At 66.7% G+C, this 19150-nt stretch carries 15 protein-coding genes; 6 read left to right on the top strand and 9 right to left on the bottom strand.

The features are described 5' to 3' along the window. Positions 1-8: 8 nt before the first annotated feature. From BDW41_RS15595 to BDW41_RS15570, 6 genes are all read right to left on the bottom strand, one after another. Positions 9-1001, bottom strand: coding sequence for a phospholipase D-like domain-containing protein (locus BDW41_RS15595; RefSeq protein ID WP_158537002.1), 993 nt, complete (start codon positions 999-1001; stop codon positions 9-11). Between the two features lie 362 nt (positions 1002-1363). Then, positions 1364-2278, bottom strand: coding sequence for a sel1 repeat family protein (locus tag BDW41_RS15590; protein WP_074549942.1), 915 nt, complete (start codon positions 2276-2278; stop codon positions 1364-1366). 89 nt (positions 2279-2367) lie between these two features. Beyond that, positions 2368-3327: an SRPBCC domain-containing protein gene (locus BDW41_RS23530; RefSeq protein ID WP_074549940.1), complete on the bottom strand. Its 960-nt coding sequence runs from the start codon at positions 3325-3327 to the stop codon at positions 2368-2370. Continuing rightward, positions 3324-3692, bottom strand: coding sequence for a metalloregulator ArsR/SmtB family transcription factor (locus BDW41_RS15580; protein WP_074549938.1), 369 nt, complete (start codon positions 3690-3692; stop codon positions 3324-3326). The genes BDW41_RS23530 and BDW41_RS15580 overlap by 4 nt, the downstream gene beginning before the upstream one ends. 65 nt (positions 3693-3757) lie before the next feature. Beyond that, positions 3758-5554 (bottom strand): hypothetical protein, encoded by a 1797-nt coding sequence (locus BDW41_RS15575; RefSeq protein ID WP_074549936.1) that lies wholly within the window; start codon positions 5552-5554, stop codon positions 3758-3760. Further along, on the bottom strand, positions 5551-7242 hold the full coding sequence (locus BDW41_RS15570) for a molecular chaperone HscC (protein ID WP_074549934.1): 1692 nt from the start codon (positions 7240-7242) through the stop codon (positions 5551-5553). Before BDW41_RS15570 ends, BDW41_RS15575 begins: the two co-directional genes overlap by 4 nt. A 125-nt stretch (positions 7243-7367) precedes the next feature. Here BDW41_RS15570 and BDW41_RS15565 point away from each other — a divergent pair, with 125 nt between their 5' ends. Continuing rightward, a complete protein-coding gene (locus BDW41_RS15565; protein ID WP_074549932.1) occupies positions 7368-7550 on the top strand; it encodes a hypothetical protein in 183 nt (60 codons plus the stop codon). A gap of 9 nt (positions 7551-7559) precedes the next feature. On the opposite strand, the gene agaR is transcribed toward BDW41_RS15565, so the two are convergent. The 3 genes from agaR to BDW41_RS15550 all read right to left on the bottom strand — a co-directional run bounded on the left by agaR (position 7560) and on the right by BDW41_RS15550 (position 10626). Further along, complete coding sequence (gene agaR / locus BDW41_RS15560) at positions 7560-8366, bottom strand: transcriptional repressor AgaR (RefSeq protein ID WP_074549930.1); 807 nt, start codon at positions 8364-8366, stop codon at positions 7560-7562. Positions 8367-8437: 71 nt separating this feature from the next. Further along, on the bottom strand, positions 8438-9694 hold the full coding sequence (locus BDW41_RS15555; protein ID WP_233496898.1) for an amidohydrolase family protein: 1257 nt from the start codon (positions 9692-9694) through the stop codon (positions 8438-8440). 14 nt (positions 9695-9708) lie between these two features. Beyond that, positions 9709-10626: a fructose-bisphosphate aldolase gene (locus tag BDW41_RS15550; RefSeq protein ID WP_074549926.1), complete on the bottom strand. Its 918-nt coding sequence runs from the start codon at positions 10624-10626 to the stop codon at positions 9709-9711. 82 nt (positions 10627-10708) lie between these two features. On the opposite strand from BDW41_RS15550, the gene BDW41_RS15545 reads away from it, so the two are divergent. The 5 genes from BDW41_RS15545 to BDW41_RS15525 all read left to right on the top strand — a co-directional run bounded on the left by BDW41_RS15545 (position 10709) and on the right by BDW41_RS15525 (position 19149). Then, positions 10709-11893 (top strand): tagatose-6-phosphate ketose isomerase, encoded by a 1185-nt coding sequence (locus BDW41_RS15545; protein ID WP_233496897.1) that lies wholly within the window; start codon positions 10709-10711, stop codon positions 11891-11893. After that, on the top strand, positions 11890-12816 hold the full coding sequence (locus BDW41_RS15540; protein WP_074549924.1) for a sugar kinase: 927 nt from the start codon (positions 11890-11892) through the stop codon (positions 12814-12816). Before BDW41_RS15545 ends, BDW41_RS15540 begins: the two co-directional genes overlap by 4 nt. Continuing rightward, entirely contained in the window at positions 12813-13751 is a 939-nt protein-coding gene (locus BDW41_RS15535; RefSeq protein WP_074549922.1) for a 1-phosphofructokinase family hexose kinase, read from the top strand. The genes BDW41_RS15540 and BDW41_RS15535 overlap by 4 nt, the downstream gene beginning before the upstream one ends. A gap of 165 nt (positions 13752-13916) precedes the next feature. Continuing rightward, positions 13917-17033, top strand: coding sequence for a TonB-dependent receptor (locus tag BDW41_RS15530; protein ID WP_233496896.1), 3117 nt, complete (start codon positions 13917-13919; stop codon positions 17031-17033). 115 nt (positions 17034-17148) lie between these two features. After that, a complete protein-coding gene (locus BDW41_RS15525; protein ID WP_233496895.1) occupies positions 17149-19149 on the top strand; it encodes an enterotoxin in 2001 nt (666 codons plus the stop codon). Position 19150 lies beyond the last annotated feature (1 nt).

Raw genomic sequence — 19150 nt, 5'->3', positions numbered from 1 at the left:
CGTGCCGCTTACCAGGCCGTGCCGCCGGCGTAGTCGCTGGCCAGCGTGGTGTGCAGGCCGGTCAACACGTTGGTGTCGGACGTCACCAGGCCAAGCTCGCGGTTGTAGTTGATCGAGTTCGACGAGAAGTTCTCCGAACCCACGAACGCCGTGGCATGCGTCGTGCCGTAGTCGGCCACGATGGCCTTGGCATGGATGTACAGCGGCGCGGTATAGGCATAGGTCGTGATGTGCACGCCGGCCTTTTTCAGCGCATTGAACTCGGTGGCGTAGTCGTTGTTGTCGTTGGTCATGCAGACCGTGACGTTCACGCCGCGCTTGGCTGCGTTCTCCAGCGCGGTGACGATGGTGCCGTAGCTCATTTCCTCGTTTTCGACCTGCAGGGTGGACTGCGCGTTGTTGATCACGTTGACCAGCTGGGTCTTGGCGTTGGTCGGGCTCCACACCAGGTCGTCGCCCACCGGCGGCGTGATGGTCTGCGCGGCGAAGTCGGCATTGAAGGTGCTCTCGATGGCGGCGACGTCGGCTGCATCATTCTCGATCACCGCGAAATCGCGCGTGTCGCTGTAATAGCGGCTGGTCAGGTTGAGCGACATGATCGCCGCCGTGGTGCCGTCGACTACGATGGCCTTTTCATGCGTGGCGTCGTACTTGGTCCAAGCCCACACGGCCGTCGCGCCGCAGCTGTTGAGCTGGTTGTAGGCGCTGAGGTTGTTGTTGTATTCGAGGTTCTGGTCGAGTATCACGCGCACCGCCACGCCGTTGGCGGCGGCCTGGCAAAGCAGGGACTGCGCCTGGGTGTCCACCAGTTCGTACATGGTCATGTCGATGCTGCGGGTCGCCGACTGGATCAGGTTGTAGATGGGCGTAAGGCCCTGGTCCGGTTCCACCACCAGCGTGCGGGTAACGGTGGCGGCCGATGCCGACGTGGCCAGGCCGGCGCAAAGCAAGGCGCTGATGGCGGGCATGCACAGTGCAAACAGCTTGCTGCGAGATTTCATGACGAACTCCCTTCGTGATATCGGGTTGGTTGCGACGCGGCGCGCTGCCGCGCGATGAACCGCCGTGGCGTGTGGCGAGGCGTTCGATGCGCTTGCCAAGCCGCTCCCCATGCGGCGGCAGCCGGCATGACACTGCGTGTATGTGACAGAACGCCTTCGTCGGCGCGAGGCAAGTTCATGCGGTCACGCGCGATGCAGTTAGCGGCTTTTGCGCGTGATGCAGTTCACCGAAAGGCAGCGCGCTGCCATGGCGGCAGTGCAGTCGGTGTGAAGAATTCCGGCGCGTTGGTGCGCAGTTCGCGCAACGCCGCTTGCTTGCGTGAGCCCTTCAGGACGGCGTATGCGGTGCGCAGCAGTGCCGACTACGGCTGATGATCGGCAGGCGAACTGTCCATCGGTGGATTCAACTTGCGCAGCGCCGGATCGTCCGGCTTCACCGGCCGCAGGATGCCCACGGTGACCGTGCCCGAACGCAGGTACGAGGTGAACTTCGGATCGTAGGGATCGCTGCTCGCGCGCAACTGCTCGTAGGCGATGACGCCATCGGTCTGGTGCACGCCCGTGACTTCGCCCGGAGAGTTGGCGAGGATGCCGCCGTTGCCCACGTCGTAGTTGGGAAACGACTCATGGCCGTTCCTGCCCGACATGCCGCCGACCATCAGGTGCGGCGCCGCCGAACCCACGCGCGAGCCCGTGGCGGAGATCAGCACTTCGCGCCAGCGTGCCTTGGCGCGCGGCAGCGCGGTGGCGTCACCGTAGGTCGGCAGCAGCTCGCGCCAGATGACATTGGCCTGGTCGAATTGATCCGGCGTCAGGTGCGCGTAGAGCAATTGCTTGGCATAGACGTATTGCGGTTCGTTGCGCTCCGCCGCCAGCGCGAACCACGCCATGGCGCGCGGCAGGTCCACCGGCGAGCCGTGGCCGTTGAGATACAGCACGCCCAGGTTGTACTCAGCCGGTTTGTACGCCCACGAGGCCGACACCTGGAACATGGCGATGGCGTGCGCATAGTCGCCCTTCTGGTTCGCCAGCGCGCCAAGATAGAAGAAATACTCGCCGGGGCGGCCATCGTCCTCCGGACGATTGAACGGATCGGTGCGGCTCGTGGGCACGTCCGGAGTCGCTCTATAGCTCACCACCTTCGGCGGCGGCGACTGCGTGTCGATGGGAATGGTAGGCAGCGCATCTTCCGTGGCGCGAAGGGCGGGGCAGAGCAATAGCCCGGCGAGAACGATAGCCTGCAGGGAACCCGGCTTCAGGTAATGGCGCACGCCCATGGCGACACCTCGCGTCTGCGTGGAGATAACCGCCCCTGGAACCTACTCTTATCCCAAGGGCGGGGCAATCGCCGCAAACGTCCGAAGCCTCACTCGCCCGAAAGCCCCTCGTAGCGCGCCAGCAGATGGCTGAAGACCGGCCAGAACGGCTGCGGCAAATGGCCGTCCAGACGGTCGGCCAGCACGTCGAGGTGCGTATGCCAGCCGCCGCTGGTGCCGGCGATGTCGCTGGCCTTGAGCTTGCGGTGCGTCACCGTCAGGCGAACTTGTCCATGTTCGGGAGCCAGCTCGAAAGTGACTTCCGATGGATCGTCCAGCGCGCCCCAGGTCATGGCGAGGCGATGCGGCGGTTCGCAGGCGAGCACGCGATGGCGCGACGACAGGCCGTCGGCATAGTCCTTGAAGCGTTCGGGCGGAGGCAAGGGTGTCTGCGAGAGTTCGACGTGGTGAAAGCGCAGCTCGAACTCGCTGCCCACGCGCTGTTCCATGGTGCCGGTGGCCAACCACTGGCCACGCTTGTCGGAGTCGGTGAGATAGGACCACACGCGCTCGATGGGGCCGGGCAGCAGGCGCTCGAAGCGAATGGTGTCGGCGGCGAGCAGCTGGCGCGAGGGATGGCGATGCAGGTTCTGCTGCAGGTGTTCGAGGATGCCGGTCCATCCCTCCGTGGTGGCGTCCGCCCATTCCGGCAGCACGTCTTCGTGCAGCAGGGTGAGGTCGCAGCCGGAGCCCACCGGCACGATGTCGATGGTGACGCGCGTCATCGCCTCGGAGTATTTGGGCACGCCGAAAGTGAAGACCAGCCGGCGCGGGCGGTCGATCTGCAGGTACTCGCCCACGTGATCCACGTCCACGCCGTCGCGACGGTCGCGGAAGCAGAAGTGCCCGCCAACGCGCGCGTCGATATCCACCTTCACCATCTCGCCGTTGGGCGCGGAGAACAGCCAGCGCCCGGCAGTGGCGGGGTCGAGCCACGCATCGAACACGCGCTCGGGGCTGGCGTCGAAATGGCGGCTGATGCGCAGCGTGCGCAGGGTCGTGGTGTTCATCGCGGAGTCCCGTGGGGTTGGGGTTTGCCGGCGGCTTCGTCTTCCGCCTTGAGCAAGGCGTCGAGGGCGTCGAGCCGGTGGTTCCAGAACCGTTCGTAGAAGCGCAGCCAGTCGTCGACGGCGGCCAGCGGTGCAGGCTCCAGCCGGCAGGTGTGCGTGCGCCCCTTGATCGTCCGCCGGACCAGCCCGGCGCGTTCCAGCACCTTCACGTGCTTGGAGGCGGCCGCCAGCGACATGTCGAACGGCGCGGCGAGCTCGCCGATATTGCGTTCGCCCTCGGAGAGGCTGTGCAGCATGGCGCGGCGGGTGGCGTCGGTGAGGGCCTGGAAGACGGCGTCCAGGGCGGGAGTAGTTAATTCAACCATGAGGTTGAATATCTACCTGCGACGGACAAATGTCAACCAAAAGGTTGAATGACACCGTGGTGCGGTCAGTCCGTTGTCGCGGAGGCCGGGCGCCGAAAGCGCAGCCTGGAGCCTTGCTTGAGCGCGTCCGCCATCCAGAGCGTGATCGCGCCAAGGGCAGGCGTGATCGAGAGCGGCACGACGATCAGCGCCAATAGCACGGTGACGCCCGCGGCGAGCATGGACTTACCGGAGCGCGGTGCCTCCTTGGGTGGCCGACGGGCGCGAAAGCGCGCATAGGCCAGCCAGGCCAGCGCGAGCATTAAGGATTCGCCGGCCAGGGTTGCGCCGCTGAGAAGGGTCCAGGCAAGAAGCGGCACGGTGAGTAGCGGAATAAATGCCAGACGTAGCCACGGCAGCCTTGTGACCGGCTCTTCAGGCCGCGCCTGCCAGCGCGTCAGCGCCAGCATCGACATAAAGCCGATCCAGCCCAACGTGCAGACCGAGGCAACAAAGGTCAGGCCCCACCTTGCGCTGTCACCAAGAGTCGCTTTATTCGGCAGCAGCAGGTCGCAAACGACGGCCAAGGCCAGCAGCACGGCGCAGCGGATCCCTCCCACAAACAGGCGTGGTGCGGTGATGCGCGCCGCGTCTCCTGCGCGCAGGAAAAACTGCACCATGCGCGGATCGAAACGGTAGGACAGACGGGAAAGCCTGCCGCCGGACAGCCTCCAGAAGAAAAAGCCCAGGTTGCGCGGCAGGCCGGGCATCAGGCAGATGCAGAGCACCCACCACCAGCGGAATGGCTTCGATGCCCAATGCATGCTGCGCTTGGTGCGAAGGACTTCCGCATAGGGCTTGCCAGGCACATACGTATAGGCAGAAAGCTTGACGAGCTGACGCGGCAGCGTGAGCCATTGAATCTCCAGCTCGTACGGCAGTTCCTCCAGCGAGGATTGCCACCGTTCGATGTCACGCGCATGGTCGGCGAAGCGGAAAACGCGCGAGAGCAGCTCGAAGGCTTCGCTGGGCATCGGTGGACGCTCGCGGCACAGGCGCTTGAGCAGGAGCGGTGCTGCCTGTCGCCTCAACGTAAGTGAACGCAGTGCCGGTTGTGCCTGGAGCAGAATCTCGAGCTGTCCGCTGGAACTCTCCATCGCGGATAGGCAGAACCACACGTAGAAAGCATCGGCATCGAACGACTCGGGCGCGGCACCCCAGTCCTGCACCATGGCTTCGGCACGGCGCTGGGCAGTGAGACGCTCCTGCATCGTTTCGCGCAGTTGCCGTATGCGAAGCGGATCGAACGCCGAACGTGCCTGGTCAAGGTGAAAGAATTCCAGCGTGGCATCGAAGCTGCCCTCCGCCATCGGCGGCGGGTCCGCAAACAGTCGCTGCATCAGGGCGTTGCCGGCGGTGTGCTTGTGGCGCAGCGACCACAGCGCCGGTTGATCCTGTAGCCAGCGCTGCAGCTGCGCGGCGTCTTCGTGAGCGCACACCTGCAAGTACGCCCAGACAAAGGCGTCGACGTCGAAAGGCGCCTCTGCCTTGGCGGACTCGGAAACTGACTGAACGCGCCACGAGGATGCCGGCTCACTGTGCTCCGGCGTGGGCGGCAACTCCGAAGCTGTCTTGTCGAGCGGCACGTCCGCCGCAGGAGATGGCTGTGCGTCTTCGCCGTGGTCAAGTTGCGCGCCAGGCATGGCGGCGGTTGGCCTGTGCCTGCACCACGCCATTGCGGCTTCGTACTTTTCGCGCAGAACCTGAAAGCCTTCCGGATCGACATCCGGCCGCGCCTCCTTCAGCCGCTTCGCATAAGCCCGCTTGAGTTCCCTTTCATCGGCGTCGTGCGGCAACCCAAACCACGCCAGCGGCGTGGTCATACGTGGGCTTCCATGGCGTCCAGCGCTTGGCTCAGCTGGCGGCGGTGTTCGCGGATGAGCTGTTCGTCCTGCGTGTCCAGCACGTTGCGGAACTGCGCGATCCACTGCTGCAGCTGCGCGCGCGCGGCGATGTATTCCTCGTACAGGCGCTCGGCGCGCGCGAGCAGGGCGATGTTCTCGTGCTTGTCGCGCGGATGGATCTTGATGCCCTCCAGCGCCTGCAGGCGCGCGCGGATTTCCGCGGGCGTGAGCAGGCCGGGGTTCTGTTCGAGCACCAGCTCGTGACGTTCCTGGGTGGCGAGCAGGGTGGCTTCCACCTGCAGCACGCCGTTCACGTCGTAGGTGAAACGCAGGTTCACCGCATTCTGCGCGGCGGTGCGCTGCGGCGAGAGCGGGATGTCCAGTTCGCCCAGCTTGATGTTGCGCTCGGCCATCGGGTGCTCGCCCTGGTACACCTCCAGCGTGAGCTTGGTCTGGTTGTCGCGGAACGGCTGGAAGGTTTCCTCGCGGCTCACGGGCACCGTGCTGTTGCGATGGATGATGGGCGCGAAGAAGCCGGTCTGCTCGCGGCCCTGTTCGTCGCGGCGGGACACCTTGGTGCCCAGCGTGTAAGGGCACACGTCGGTGAGGATGACCTCGTCCAGCCGCTGGTCGCGCGACTTGAGGCCGGCGGCGATGCACGCGCCGAGCGCGATGGCCTGATCCGGGTTGATGTGCCGCAACGGCAGGCGCCCGAACATGCGCGACACCAGGCGCGCCACCAGCGGCATGCGGCTGGCGCCGCCGACCAGCACGATTTCCTCCAGTTGTTCCGGCTGCAGGCGCGCGTCGCGCATCGCGCGCTCCAGCGGCGCACGCATGCGCTGCACGAGCGGATCGCACAGGCGCGCGAAGCGTTCCTCGTCGATCTGCCAGCTCAGCTGGCGTTCGCCCAGGCGCCATTCGATGCCGGCGCTGCCTTGCGCGCCGAGTTCGCGCTTGGCCTGTTCCAGCCGGCGACGCAGCTGGCCGTGCTCCTGCGCGGTGAGTGTGTCGAGCGCGATCTTCTCATCGCTGAGGAAGGCGCTTTCCATCACGTCGAGAAAATCCTCGCCGCCCAGGAAGTTGTCGCCCGCGCTCGCATGCACTTCCACCACGCCGTCGAACATTTCCAGCACCGACACGTCGAAGGTGCCGCCGCCGAGGTCGAACACCAGGAAGCGCGAACCGTCCGGTTTCTCCTGCAGGCCGTAGGCGAGCGCGGCGGCGGTGGGTTCGTTGATCAGGCGCTCGACACGGATGCCGGCCAGCTCGCCGGCCGCGCGGGTGGCCTTGCGCTGGGCGTCGGAGAAATACGCCGGCACGCTGATCACCGCCTCGGTGACCTTTTCGCCGGTGGCTGCTTCGGCATCGGCGATCAGCGCGCGCAGGATCAGCGCCGACAGTTCTTCCGGGCGGAAGGCGTGCTTGCCCAGGCGCGTTTCGCGCGCCGTGCCCATGAAGCGCTTGAAGGTCGCCACGCTGGTGTCCGGGTGGCTGACCATGCGGTCCCGCGCGGCGCGGCCGACGATGATGTGCCCATCGCCATCCACGCTGACCACCGACGGTGTCAGCAGGTCGCCCAGCGCATTGGGAAACAGAACCGAGCCTTGCTCTCCGTAGGTACCGATCAGCGAATGCGTGGTACCCAGGTCAATGCCGACGATCATCCTTGCCATCCCCTGTGAAGCTCGGGGGAGTGTAATCGGAATGGCCCGGCCGGCGGGTGGCGGCGAGGATAGCCGCGCCTGAGACGGTGGGCGGGTAGAATCCGCGCGTTTGCCAGGAGCGCCCAATGCAGCATATCCCCCCGCCGGATACCGTCGTGCCGGATGGCGATACCGCCGAGATCACCGTGCCGCCCACCATGCACCACCCGACCGGCCACGGCGTGCAGGACACGCTGGACATCGCCGGCCATGACGAGGTCGAGCACGACGAGGCCCTGCGCCATTCGCAGCTGCGCGTGCCGCGCTGAGCCGCGCGGTTACACCAGCAGCGTTTTCACGCCCTTGCTTTCCAGCGCCTCGACGTATTCCGCCGGGGCGGCGGTGTCGCTGATCACCATGTCCAGGTCCTTCACCGGGGCGATTACCGACAGGCTGCGCTGGCCGAACTTGCTGGCGTCGAGCACGGCGATGGTCTGGCGCGAGACGCGGATCATCAGCGCATTGAGCGAGGCCTCCAGCGGGTCGGGCGTGGTCACGCCCACCGCCGGGTCCAGGCCGTCCACGCCCAGGAACAGGCGATCGGCGGAGAGCCGCGACAGGGCCTGTTCCGCATCCGGCCCCGCCAGCGAGTACGAGGTCTGGCGCAGCAGGCCGCCCAGCATCATCACCCGCACGCCCTGCGTGGCCGACAGCTCCATCGCGATGTTCAGCGCGTTGGTGATCACCGTGAGCGACGTCCACTTGCGCTGGCGGATCTGCCGCGCGATTTCCACCGTGGTGGAGCCGGAGTCGAGTATGACCGTATCGCCGTCCTCGATCAGCTGCGCCGCCGCCTGGCCGATGCGCAGCTTCTGCGCGTGGTGGCGGGTTTCCTTGATGTTGAGCGGCGTGTCCAGCTGCGTCGTGGTGGCCGGCAGCGCGCCGCCGTGCGAGCGGCTGATGGCGCCGGCGCGGTCGAGCGCTTCCAGGTCGGCGCGGATGGTCACCGCCGAGATGTCGAACAGGGCCACCAGTTCGTCGACGGTGGCGCGGCCCTTTTCGTTCACCCGCTCCACGATGCGGCGCCGGCGTTCTTCCACCAGCAGTTTCGGCGGGGGCGGGGCGGCCTTGCGTCGTGTCGTCATGGTTCCTTTCCTGGTGGGCTGGCCCGGTCCGGCGGCGTGGCGCGGACTAGGCATCCTGCCACCGGCGTGAATCAGGGCATGCCCAGCAGTCGCGCCGCGTTGTCGTGATAAAGCTTGCGCAGGATCTCCCGCGGCAGGCCCACGCCGTAGATGGACCAACGCCCCTGCGGCGGTACGGCGGAAGGAGCGTAATCGAAGTACTCGTCTTCTGTCTCCAGAAAGCGGTAGTAGATCTCGTAGAGCTCGTCGCCCAGCAACTGCTGCGGCACGTCGTTGCCGTAGGGCGGCGGCACGGCGTCGGTGCCGAACAGGATGCGGTCCTGGTAGCGCTCGAAGAAACGCCGCGCCATGCGCGGCTGGCGGCCGAGTTCGCTGATGCGCGCGCTGATGTCCACCTGCACGTTGGGGTGGCGGTCCATGCAGTCGGCGATGGCGGCCAGGTCTTCGGCCTGGTTGCCCACGTGCATCAGCACGAAGGTGGTGTTCGGGTGGCGCGCGATCACGCGGTCGCGCGCGGCCAGCAGGTCGCGATGGCTGGGGTATTCCGGGCCGTAGAACGACCAGTCCGGATGCCTGGCCAGTTCCTCGTAGCGTTCGTTGGCGCTGTCGCCGGGAAGGAAGAACGCTTCCGGATCGGAGGTGTGGATGAACACCGGCATCTTGAGCGATGCGCAGGTTTCCCACATGGGATCGAAGCGCGCATCGTCCACGCCGACCAGTTCGCCCTGGTCGATGCCCTCGCGCAGGTAGAGTCCCAGCGTCTTCAGCAGCTTCAGCCCTGCCGCGCCGATGCGGTGCGCATGCTCGATGGCCTCGGCCTGCAGGCGTGGGTAGTCCGTTTGGGTAAACAGCGCGAACGAGGGTTCCGTCATCGTGCGGAACCGGCCGGGCGCCGCCGCATCGAAACGCGCGATGGTTTCCTCCAGCCCTTTGCCGGTGCCGCCGGTGAGGTTGACCATGGCGCGGATGCCCTTGCGGTCCATCAGCGCCACCAGCTCGGCGGGATCGGCGAAGTAGGTCATCGCCTCGCCCAGCGACACGCCGTTGCGCGTTTCGCTCATCCAGCTCAGGTGCGTGTGCACGTCGATCACCGGAAACGCGGGCTTTTCCACCCGCGTCACCGGCACGTGCAGCATGCTGCGCGGCTGGAAGTCGGTGAGGCGCAGCTCCTCGCCTTGCGGTTTCGCCGCGGTCTGCAGCGGGTTCTTGCCGCTGCCGCCGCCCAGCATCGGCGGCGCGCAGCAGCCGCAGCCCGTGCGGGTCGCGGTGAGCAAGTGGCGGTGAGCCGGGTCGAATCGCCGCCGGGCGCGAGGGTTCGCGTCACGCATCGTGTGTGTCCCGATCAGCCCGGATAGCGCGCCATGATGTCGTGCACCTGGCGGGTGAGCGACACCGCCTGGTCGAACGGGCGCAACCACATGTTGCGGCCGAACATCACGCCGCTGGCGCCGCTCTGCATGTAGAACTCCACCTTGCGCAGCACGGCCGCGTCATCGTCGTTCTTCTCGCCGCCGGAGAACAGCACCATGGTGCGGCCGGCCGAACGCACCACGCGCGCGCAGCGCGCGGCGGCGTCTTCCTGCAGCTTGTCGTAGGGCGCGGGCACGTTGGCCACGCTGTCGTTGGGCTCGTGCAGCTTCACGATGTCCGCGCCCAGCTCCAGCGCCACGCGCGCGGCGTAGTCCTGCGCATAGAGCGTGTTGGTGCCGCCCTTGGCGTTGACCGCGCTGCCGCGCGGGTACGACCACAGCACCAGCGGCATGCCGAAGCGCTCGCAGTCCTGACGCACCTTCTCGAACTGGCGGAACTCGTCGTGCTGGCGCGGCGAGCCGACGTACATGGTGTAGCCCACCGCGTCGGCGCCCAGGCGCACGGCGTCCTCCACCGAGGCGAACAGCGGCGAGGTCGCCTCCGCGTCGCTGGGGATGTTGGTCTTGCCGTTGAGCTTGAGGATCAGCGGCACGCGGCCGCAGTACTCCGTCATGTACTTCTCGGCCAGGCCAATGCCCAGCGCGATGGCGGAAAAGCCGCCAGCCTCGGCGAGCTCGAACTGATAGCCCGGATCGACGGCCGGCGGGTGGGGAAAGAAATCGGTGGGGCCGTGCTCCAGCCCCTGGTCCAGCGGCAGCACCAGCAGGCTGCCGTTGCGCGGGCCGCTGCCGTACAGCAGGCGCCACAGGCGCGTGCGCTTGCCGTGCGAAAGCGCCAGCGAGGCCAGCTTGGTGGAGGAGAACGACGGCGCTTGCAACTTGCGTTTCATTTCGAATACCTTGTGATTGAGGTTTCGTGTTGTTTCGTTTCACATCATATTTCATCAGATGCCCATGCCTGTCAAACCCTCCGTGACTGTTCCGACGCTGGACTCGCTGAAAGCCGCCTCGCCCGCCGAGCAGGCACGGCTGGGCTACGCCGACACCCTGCGCGAGATCCTTCAGCAGCCCGATACGTGGCGTGACACGGCCTCGCGGCTCGCCGACCCCGCGACGCGGGCGATGCTGGGTGGGCTGCTCGCGGCCGAGCCGCGGCACATCGCGCTGACCGGCTCGGGTAGCTCCGTCTACGTGGGCGAGTGCCTGGCGCCGGTGCTGCAGGAAGGGCTGGGCATCCCCGCCCAGGCGATTGCCGCGGGCACCTTGCTCACGCATCGCCGCGGCACGCTGCCCCGGGGGCGCGGCCTGCTGGTGTCGATCGCGCGCTCGGGCGACAGCCCGGAAAGCGCCAGCGTGGTGGACCAGGTGCTGGAAGCGGAGCCGGACTACCGGCATCTGGTGGTGACCTGCAACGTGCAGGGCCAACTGGCCACGCGCTACCGCAGCGAGCCGCGCGTGCGCGTGCTGCAGCTGTCGCCGCGCACCAACGACCGCAGCCTGGTGATGACCAGCAGCTTCACCAATCTCGTGCTGGGCGGCAGCGGCCTGCTGCATGCCCATGCAACGCAGGTGGACGCCGGCGTGGCGGATCTCGCCGCGAATATCGCCACCATGTTGTTCGAACGATATGGCGACGCCTTGGCGCGCGAGGGCGCCGCCGATTTCGACGCCGCGCTGTATCTCGGCAGCGGCGCGGCGTTCGGCGCCGCGCGCGAAGCGGCGCTGAAGATGCTGGAGATGTCCGGCGGCGCGGTCAGCGCCATGTGCGAAACCTATCTGGGCCTGCGCCACGGGCCGATGTCCTGGCTGGATCGCCCATGCCCGGTCATCGCCTTCCTCTCCGGCGCGCCGGCCGTGCGCGCCTACGAACTGGATCTGCTGCGCGAAATCGCGCGCAAGAAACTGGGCGGTGTGCGCATCGTGGTGGGCGAGGCCATTCCGGCGGACGTGATCGGGCCCGGCGATGTCGCCGTCGAACTGCCCGGGCTTTCGCAACTGGACGAAGCGCAGCAGGCGATGGTGCATGTGGTCGCCGGCCAGCTGCTTGCCCTGTTCCGTTGCCTGTCCCTGGGCCAGCAACCGGATGCGCCATCACAGGGCGTGCTCACGCGCGTGGTGCAGGCGTTCGCCATCCACGGCGCGGAGGGCGGCGCGTGAAACCGCTGCTGATCGCCGGCGAGATCAACGTCGACCTGGTGCTCACCGGTTGCGAGCGCCTGCCGGAGTTCGGCGGCGAGGTGCTCGCCTCCGGCTTTCGCCAGGGGCCCGGCAGCTCGTCGATGATCTGCGCGATGGGCCTGGCGCGCCTGAGCCATCCCGTCGCCTTCGTGGGTGTCACCGGCATCGACGGCTGGGGCGACTACTGCGTCGATGCGATGCGCGAGGCGCGCATCGATGTATCCGGCGTGCGGCGCGATGCCTCGCTGCAGACCGGCATCACCGTGGCCTTGTCGTCGCGGCAGGATCGCGCGCTGGTGACCTGCGCCGGCGCCATCGGTGCCTTGCGTCAGGACATGATCACCGACGAGCGGTTGGCCGGCTGCGGCCATCTGCATGTGTCGTCGTACTACCTGCAGGACCTGCTGCGCCCGGGGCTGCGCGAACTGTTCGAGCGCGCGCGTCGCGCAGGGCTTACCGTGTCGCTCGATCCTGGCTTCGATCCGCATCAGCGCTGGGGCAGGGAACTGCTGGCGCTGCTGCCGCTGGTGGACGTGTTCCTGCCGAACGAGCGCGAGGCTTGCGCGATCAGCGGCGAATCCACGCCATATGCAGCGCTGCATGCCTTGCGCAACGGACACACGCTGAGCGTGGTCAAGCTCGGCGGCGACGGCTGCATTGCATTGCAGGACGACGGAACGCCGCTTGCCGTGGCGGCCCACGCCGTGGACGTGCTCGACAGCACGGGCGCCGGCGATTCCTTCGACGCCGGCTTTCTGCACGCATGGCGGCGCGGCATGCCGCTGCGCGATTGCCTGCGCTGGGGCAGCGCCTGCGGTTCGCTTTCCACGCGGGGCATCGGCGGCACCGCCTGCCAGGGCAGTGAGGCGGACGTACGCGCGCTGCTGGAGGCGGCGGCGTGATCACCGTGGGCGGCTTCAACACGGCGATCGACCGGTTGGTGACGCTCGATGCGCTGCAACCTGGCGTCGTGCAGCGCGCCAGCTCGGTGCAGAGCTATCCCGGCGGCAAGGGCGTGCACGTGGCGCAGACCATCGCCGCGCTGGGCGAGCCGGTGCAACTCGTTGGCCTGATCGACGCAACGCACCGCAATGTCATCGCGCGACGCATGAGCGAGCGTGGCGTGCTGTTCCACGGCGTGGAGATCAATGACAGCCTGCGCCAATGCCTGGCCTTGCGCGAACGCGACGGCCGCATGACCGAGGTGCTCGACCCCGGCCCACTGCTCGGCGCCGCCACGCGCGATCAACTGCTCCGCACGCTGGAGCGTGCGCTCGACAACAGCGACATGCTGGTGCTCACCGGCAGCCTGCCGCGCGGTTTTGAAAGCGATGCGTATGCGCGCATCGTGCGTCAGGCCAGCAGCGTGGGGCTGGCCTGCCTGGTCGATGCCAGCGGCGATGCGTTGCGGCAGGTGGTGGATGCGTGTCCTTGCGTCATCAAGCCCAACCGCGACGAAGCGGAGCAACTGACCGGTCGGGCGGTGGATTCGTTACCGCAAGCCGAAGCGCTGTTGCGCGATCTGTACGCGCGCGGCGTTGTGCGGCCGGTCGTCACGCTGGGCGAACAGGGTGCTTTGGGGCTCGATGGCGAACGGGTGTGGCACGCATCGATACCGCCAAGGCGGAGCATGAACGCAGTGGGCTCGGGCGATTGCTTTCTCGCCGGCCTGGCCGTGGCGCACCGGCGTGGCCTGGCCTTCGGCGAGTCGCTGCGCCTGGCGGTGGCCTGTGGCGCGGCCAATGCGATGAACGATGAAACCGGTTTCGTGGAGCGGCGCGTGGTGGATGCGCTGCTCGCCGACGTGCGCGTGGAGAGCATCGCGACGCCGGCATGAAGGCATCACGCGAGCCGCGCCCTGGCGCGGCCCGTGCGAAGGGAGCGTGGTTGTTCACACCGATCCATGGGGCGGGGGCTTCATGGGCATCCATTGGCGACTGTGCGGACGGGGAGTTCGAGCGGTTCACGCAGTGCGTCGGTTTCGAACGCGGGGAGAGAGAACGTGAAGCAGCACAAGAGAGGTCGTTCCGGAAACGGTTGCCGCCCGTGCGGCATGCCGGCCATCAATGCGCTGGCGATGGCGATGCGCGTGGCCGGCGTCGCGGGCGCCATGGCATTCGCGGGGTCCGCGCTGGCGCAGGCATCGTCACAGACATCGCCATCATCCACGCCGCCGGTCACGCAGGATGCCGGCCAGCCGGCCAGCCCGGCGCCTTCGGAGAAGAACGCCAAGCAGATGCAGGCGGTGAACGTCACCGGCACCAATATCCGCGGCGTGGACCTGGAAACGGCGCTGCCGACCATCACCATCACGCGCGACGACATCCAGCGCCAGGGCTTCGCCACGGTCGGCCAGTTGCTGCAGAACATCCCTGCGGCGGCCACGCCTGACCTCAGCCGCGCCGACGCCGGCTCGCTGGGCGTGAACCAGGGCGGCACCTTCATCGATCTGCGCGGCCTGGGCGCGCAACGCACGCTGGTGCTGGTCGACGGCCAGCGCATCGGCGCGGTGCACGGCGGCTATACCGACATCAGCGTGATTCCCGCCGCCATCGTCGACCACATCGACATCCTCGGCAGCGGCGCTTCCGCGATCTACGGTTCCGATGCCATCGCCGGCGTGATCAACATCGTCACGCTCAAGAACTTCAATGGCGTGCAGATCGACAGCTACCTGGGCCAGTACATGCCGCACAACGATGGTGCGCAGGCGCAGTTCAGCGTCACCGCCGGGCATAGCGGCGAGCGCAATTCGATCATCGTCAGCGCGTCGGACCAGTACCAGGGCTCGGTGTGGGGCAGCGACCGTCCGTGGTCGGCGTATCCGCAGACCAATCACTACCCGTACTTCGGGCTCAGTTCGCTGCCGCCCGACAGCGGCCTGATCCTCAATGCACCCAATGCCGACCCAGCGACCGGCAGCCACGTGCTGACCCTGAACCCCGGCGGCAACCCGTCGAACATCGCCGACTGGTCGTACCGTACGCCGCGCGTCTATGCGCCCAACGGCAACATCACTAGCCTGGCCAATGCGGGTTCGTGGAAATACAACTACAGCGGCCTCAGCACCACGCTCAGCCCGAACCGCACGAAGAACCTATACCTGTCCGATCACTTCAAGCTCACCGACCACATCACCGCGCACGTCGACCTGGGCTACAACCAGAGCTGGAATGGCGGCGCCGGTGGCCCGAGCTATCTCTACACCGGGCAGTCGAGCAACCCGCCGGACCTGCCGCAGTTTCCGCTGCTGCTTTCCTCGCAGAGCTATTACAACCCGTACAACGCGCCCGGGCAGACGCCGCAGGACGTGTCGTTCGAGCGGCTGTTCCCGAACAAGCTGTATTCCAACGACAACACGTCGAAGAACTACCGCTACAGCGTCGGCTTCGACGGCGACTTCAGCATCGCCGAGCATCAGTTCACCTGGGACGCCTACTACTACGACAGCAAGATCCGCGACGTGGACATCCGCCCCGGCCAGTACAACCTGATCGCCGCGACGCAGGCGCTGGGTCCGTCGTTCATGGGCAGCGACGGCGTGGTCCATTGCGGCACGCCGGGCAACGTCATCGCCGGCTGCGTTCCGCTCAATCCGCTGGGCACGATCACTCCGCAGATGCTCAACTACATTGCGATCAACAATGTCGAGCGCGCGGGTTATGACGAAAAGGCCGCCGTGGCCGACATCAGCGGCGACGTGCTGACGCTGCCGGCGGGCAACCTCACCGTGGCGGCGGGCGTGCAGCACCGCAGCGAATCGGGCTTCGACGCGACCGATCCGTTCGCCACGGCGGGCTACTCCAGCGACTACTCGGTGCAGCCCAACTCCGGCCGCTTCAGCCTCAACGAGGGCTATGTCGAAGCCTACGTGCCGCTGCTCAAGGACCTGCCCGGCGCGCAGAGCCTGTCGCTGGATCTCGCCACGCGCTGGTCCAAATACAGCAACTTCGGCAGCACGCGGAACAGCTCGTTCAAGCTGGCGTGGAAGCCCATCGACGATCTGATGGTGCGCGCCAGCTACAGCACTAACTTCCGCGCGCCGACCATCAACGACCTGTACCAGGGCCTGTACCTCGCCGGCGGCTTCACCGACCCGTGCGATGCCGTGTACGGACCGAGCGAGTACGGCAACAGCCCCGTGGTGGCGGCGCGTTGCGCCTCCGGCTTCGGCGGCATCGCGGGCGTGCCGGCCAACTTCCGCCAGACCGACGCCACCGGTACGCCGGTCACCGGCCCCGGCGCCGCGGGCGTCACCAACAGCTACAACGGCGGCAACCCCAACCTCAAGCCGGAAACGGGTTACAACGGCGACATCGGCATCGTCTACAGCCCCTCGTGGCTGCCGGGTTTCAACGCTACGGTGGACTGGTGGAGCTACAACATCCGCAACCTCATCACCGGCATCAGCAACAACCAGGTGCTGGCCGACTGCTACCAGTTCGGCATCACCTCGGCCTGTTCGCAATTCCAGCGCCAGGGCGGCAATGGTCCGCTGGCCGGCCAGATCATCAACCTGATGAACCTGGAAGTGAACGCCGGCTGGTTGAAGGAGCGCGGCTGGGATTTCGGCTTCAACTACGCCTTGCCCGAATTCAGCTTCGGCAAGTTCAAGCTCGGCGTGCAGGGCACGTATATCGCGACCAACAACGTGCAGCCGACGGTGGGCGCGCCAGTGCAGTACACCGCGGGCACCGCGTACGGCAACCTGGACGGCGCGGTATGGCGACTGCGCGGCAACTTCACCCTGGCATGGGACTGGCACGACTTCGGCGCCAACTGGACGTTGCGCTACTTCTCGCCGATCAAGGGCTATTGCGCCTATCCGCCGCCGACCACCACCACGGTGTTCGAATGCAGCCTGCCGAACTACTACGCGCCGGGCATCGGCGTCACGCCGCTCACGCAGTTTCCGTCGGTCACCTTCAACGACGTGCAGGTGCACTGGAACGCCCCGTGGAAGGGCACCTTCTCGCTGGGCGTCAACAACGTGTTCAACAAGGTGGGTCCGTACATCTATGGCGGCGGCTTCAATGCCGGCACGGACAGCTACAACGACTACAACGCCTCCTATGACATCGGCCGTTTCGTGTATATCCGTTACCAGCAGAAGTTTTGAGCGGACCTGACCCAAGCGCGGGCCGCGGTGCTTGCCGCGGCCTTGTGGCTGGATGAGGCATCCTCGTCCGGCATGAATCCGAGGTATCAAGATGACAGCAGCAGTGGAACGCCGCATGCGGCGGCGGACGAAGAAGGCAGGGCAGGCGTGGCTGGCGTGCATGTTCGTGGCCAGCGCATCGAGCGCGCTGGCGGGCGGGCATGACGCAGTCTTTTCGAAGCAGGGCGACGGCTACCAGTTCGGCAACGACAGCATCGTCGCCCGCTGGAAGATCAGCGACGGCACGTTATCCAACCTGGTGCTGGAAGACTTGCCCAACCACCAGGACATGCCGGTGAGCGCGCCGGTGGAACTGAGCATGGCGGACGGCACCCAGCTGGGCATGGGGCAGCTCAAGCTGCTTTCATCGCCCAAGGCCGTCCACCTGAAGGCCAATCCCAAGGCCTCGCGCCTGGCCGAGCGCGTGCCGGGCGAGGCCGTGGCGGCCAGCTTCGGCGATGCGGACGGCCGCTTCCGCATCGACTGGCAGTGGGTGCAGCGCGAGGGCTCCGATTATCTGCGCGCCGTAGTGACGATCACCGCACTCAAGCAGGACGAGAACATCAGCAAGGTGAGCCTGCTGCGCACGCAAGTCACCGACGCGCAGGTGGTGGGCACGGTGCCGGGTTCGCCAGTGGTGGCGGGGCATGACTACTTCGGTTTCGAACATCCGCTGTCGTCCAGTGAAACCTACCGCAAGCAGGTCAAGCTCTGGATCGACCGCGGCCTGCCGCTGCCCAAGGGGCAGTCGATCACGTACTCGGCCGTGGCCGGCATCACCCACGACAATCAATTGCGCCGCGATTTCCTCGCCTATGTGGAACGTGAGCGTGCGCACCCCTACCGCACCTTCCTGCATTACAACTCGTGGTACGACATCGGTTACTTCACGCCGTACACCGAGGCGCAGGCGCTGGACCGCATCCACACCTTCGGCGAGGAGCTGAAGGTCAAGCGCGGCGTCACGCTCGATTCCTATCTGTTCGATGACGGCTGGGACGACCGCAGCGGCAGCTGGCATTTCAGCAAGGACTTTCCGCACGGCTTCCTGCCGCTGCGCGACGCCGCGGCCAAGTACGGCGCGGCGCCCGGCATGTGGCTGTCACCGTGGGGCGGCTACGGCAAGCCCAAGGAGGAGCGCGTGAAGAACGGGCAAGCTGCCGGCTACGAGATCATCGACGGCGGCCTGGCGCTTTCCGGGCCCAAGTATTACCAGCGCTTCCACGACGCCGTGATGGATCTGGTGAAGAACGACGGCATCAACCAGTTCAAGTTCGATGGCACCGGCAATGCGGACAAGGTGTTTCCGGGCAGCCGCTTCAGCAGCGATTTCGACGCGGCGATCCAGCTGATCGACGACCTGCGCGTGGCCAAGCCGGATCTCTATATCAACCTCACCACCGGCACCATGGCCTCGCCGTTCTGGCTGCGCTACGCCGATTCCATCTGGCGCGACGGTGAAGACGACGACCTGGCCGGCGTGGGCACGAAACGCGAACGCTGGATCACCTACCGCGACCGCGAGACCTACCACAACATCGTGGAGAAGGGCCCGCTGTATCCGCTCAACTCGCTGATGCTCCACGGCATCATCTACGCGAAGGAGAACCGCCGCCTCAACGCCGACCCCGGCCACGATTTCGCCAACGAAGTGCGCTCGTACTTCGGTACGGGCACGCAACTGCAGGAGATGTACATCACGCCCGACCTGCTCACCACGCAGGACTGGGACGTGCTGGCCGAAGCGGCGCGCTGGTCCCGCGGCAATGCGGACGTGCTGCGGGACACGCACTGGATCGGTGGCGATCCCGGCCGTCTGGATGTCTACGGTTGGGCCTCCTGGACGCCGAAGAAGGCCATCATCACGTTGCGCAATCCCGACGCGAAGCCGCAGCTGGCGGTGATCGACCTGTCGCGCCAGCTGGAACTTCCGCCCGGCGCCGTCCGCCGTTTCGTAGCGAAAAGCCCGTGGGCGGAGGATGCGGGCAAGCCCGCCATGCCGCTGGATGCGGATCAGCCCTCGACCGTGACGCTGGCGCCGTTCCAGGTGCTCACGCTGGAGCTGACGCCGCAATGAT

It is taken from the genome of Dyella sp. AtDHG13 (genome assembly GCF_003201105.1).
Taxonomy (GTDB): Bacteria; Pseudomonadota; Gammaproteobacteria; order Xanthomonadales; family Rhodanobacteraceae; genus Dyella; species Dyella jiangningensis_B.
Note: the sequence above shows the minus strand (reverse complement) of the source record. Positions and strands in the feature narration are given on the sequence as shown.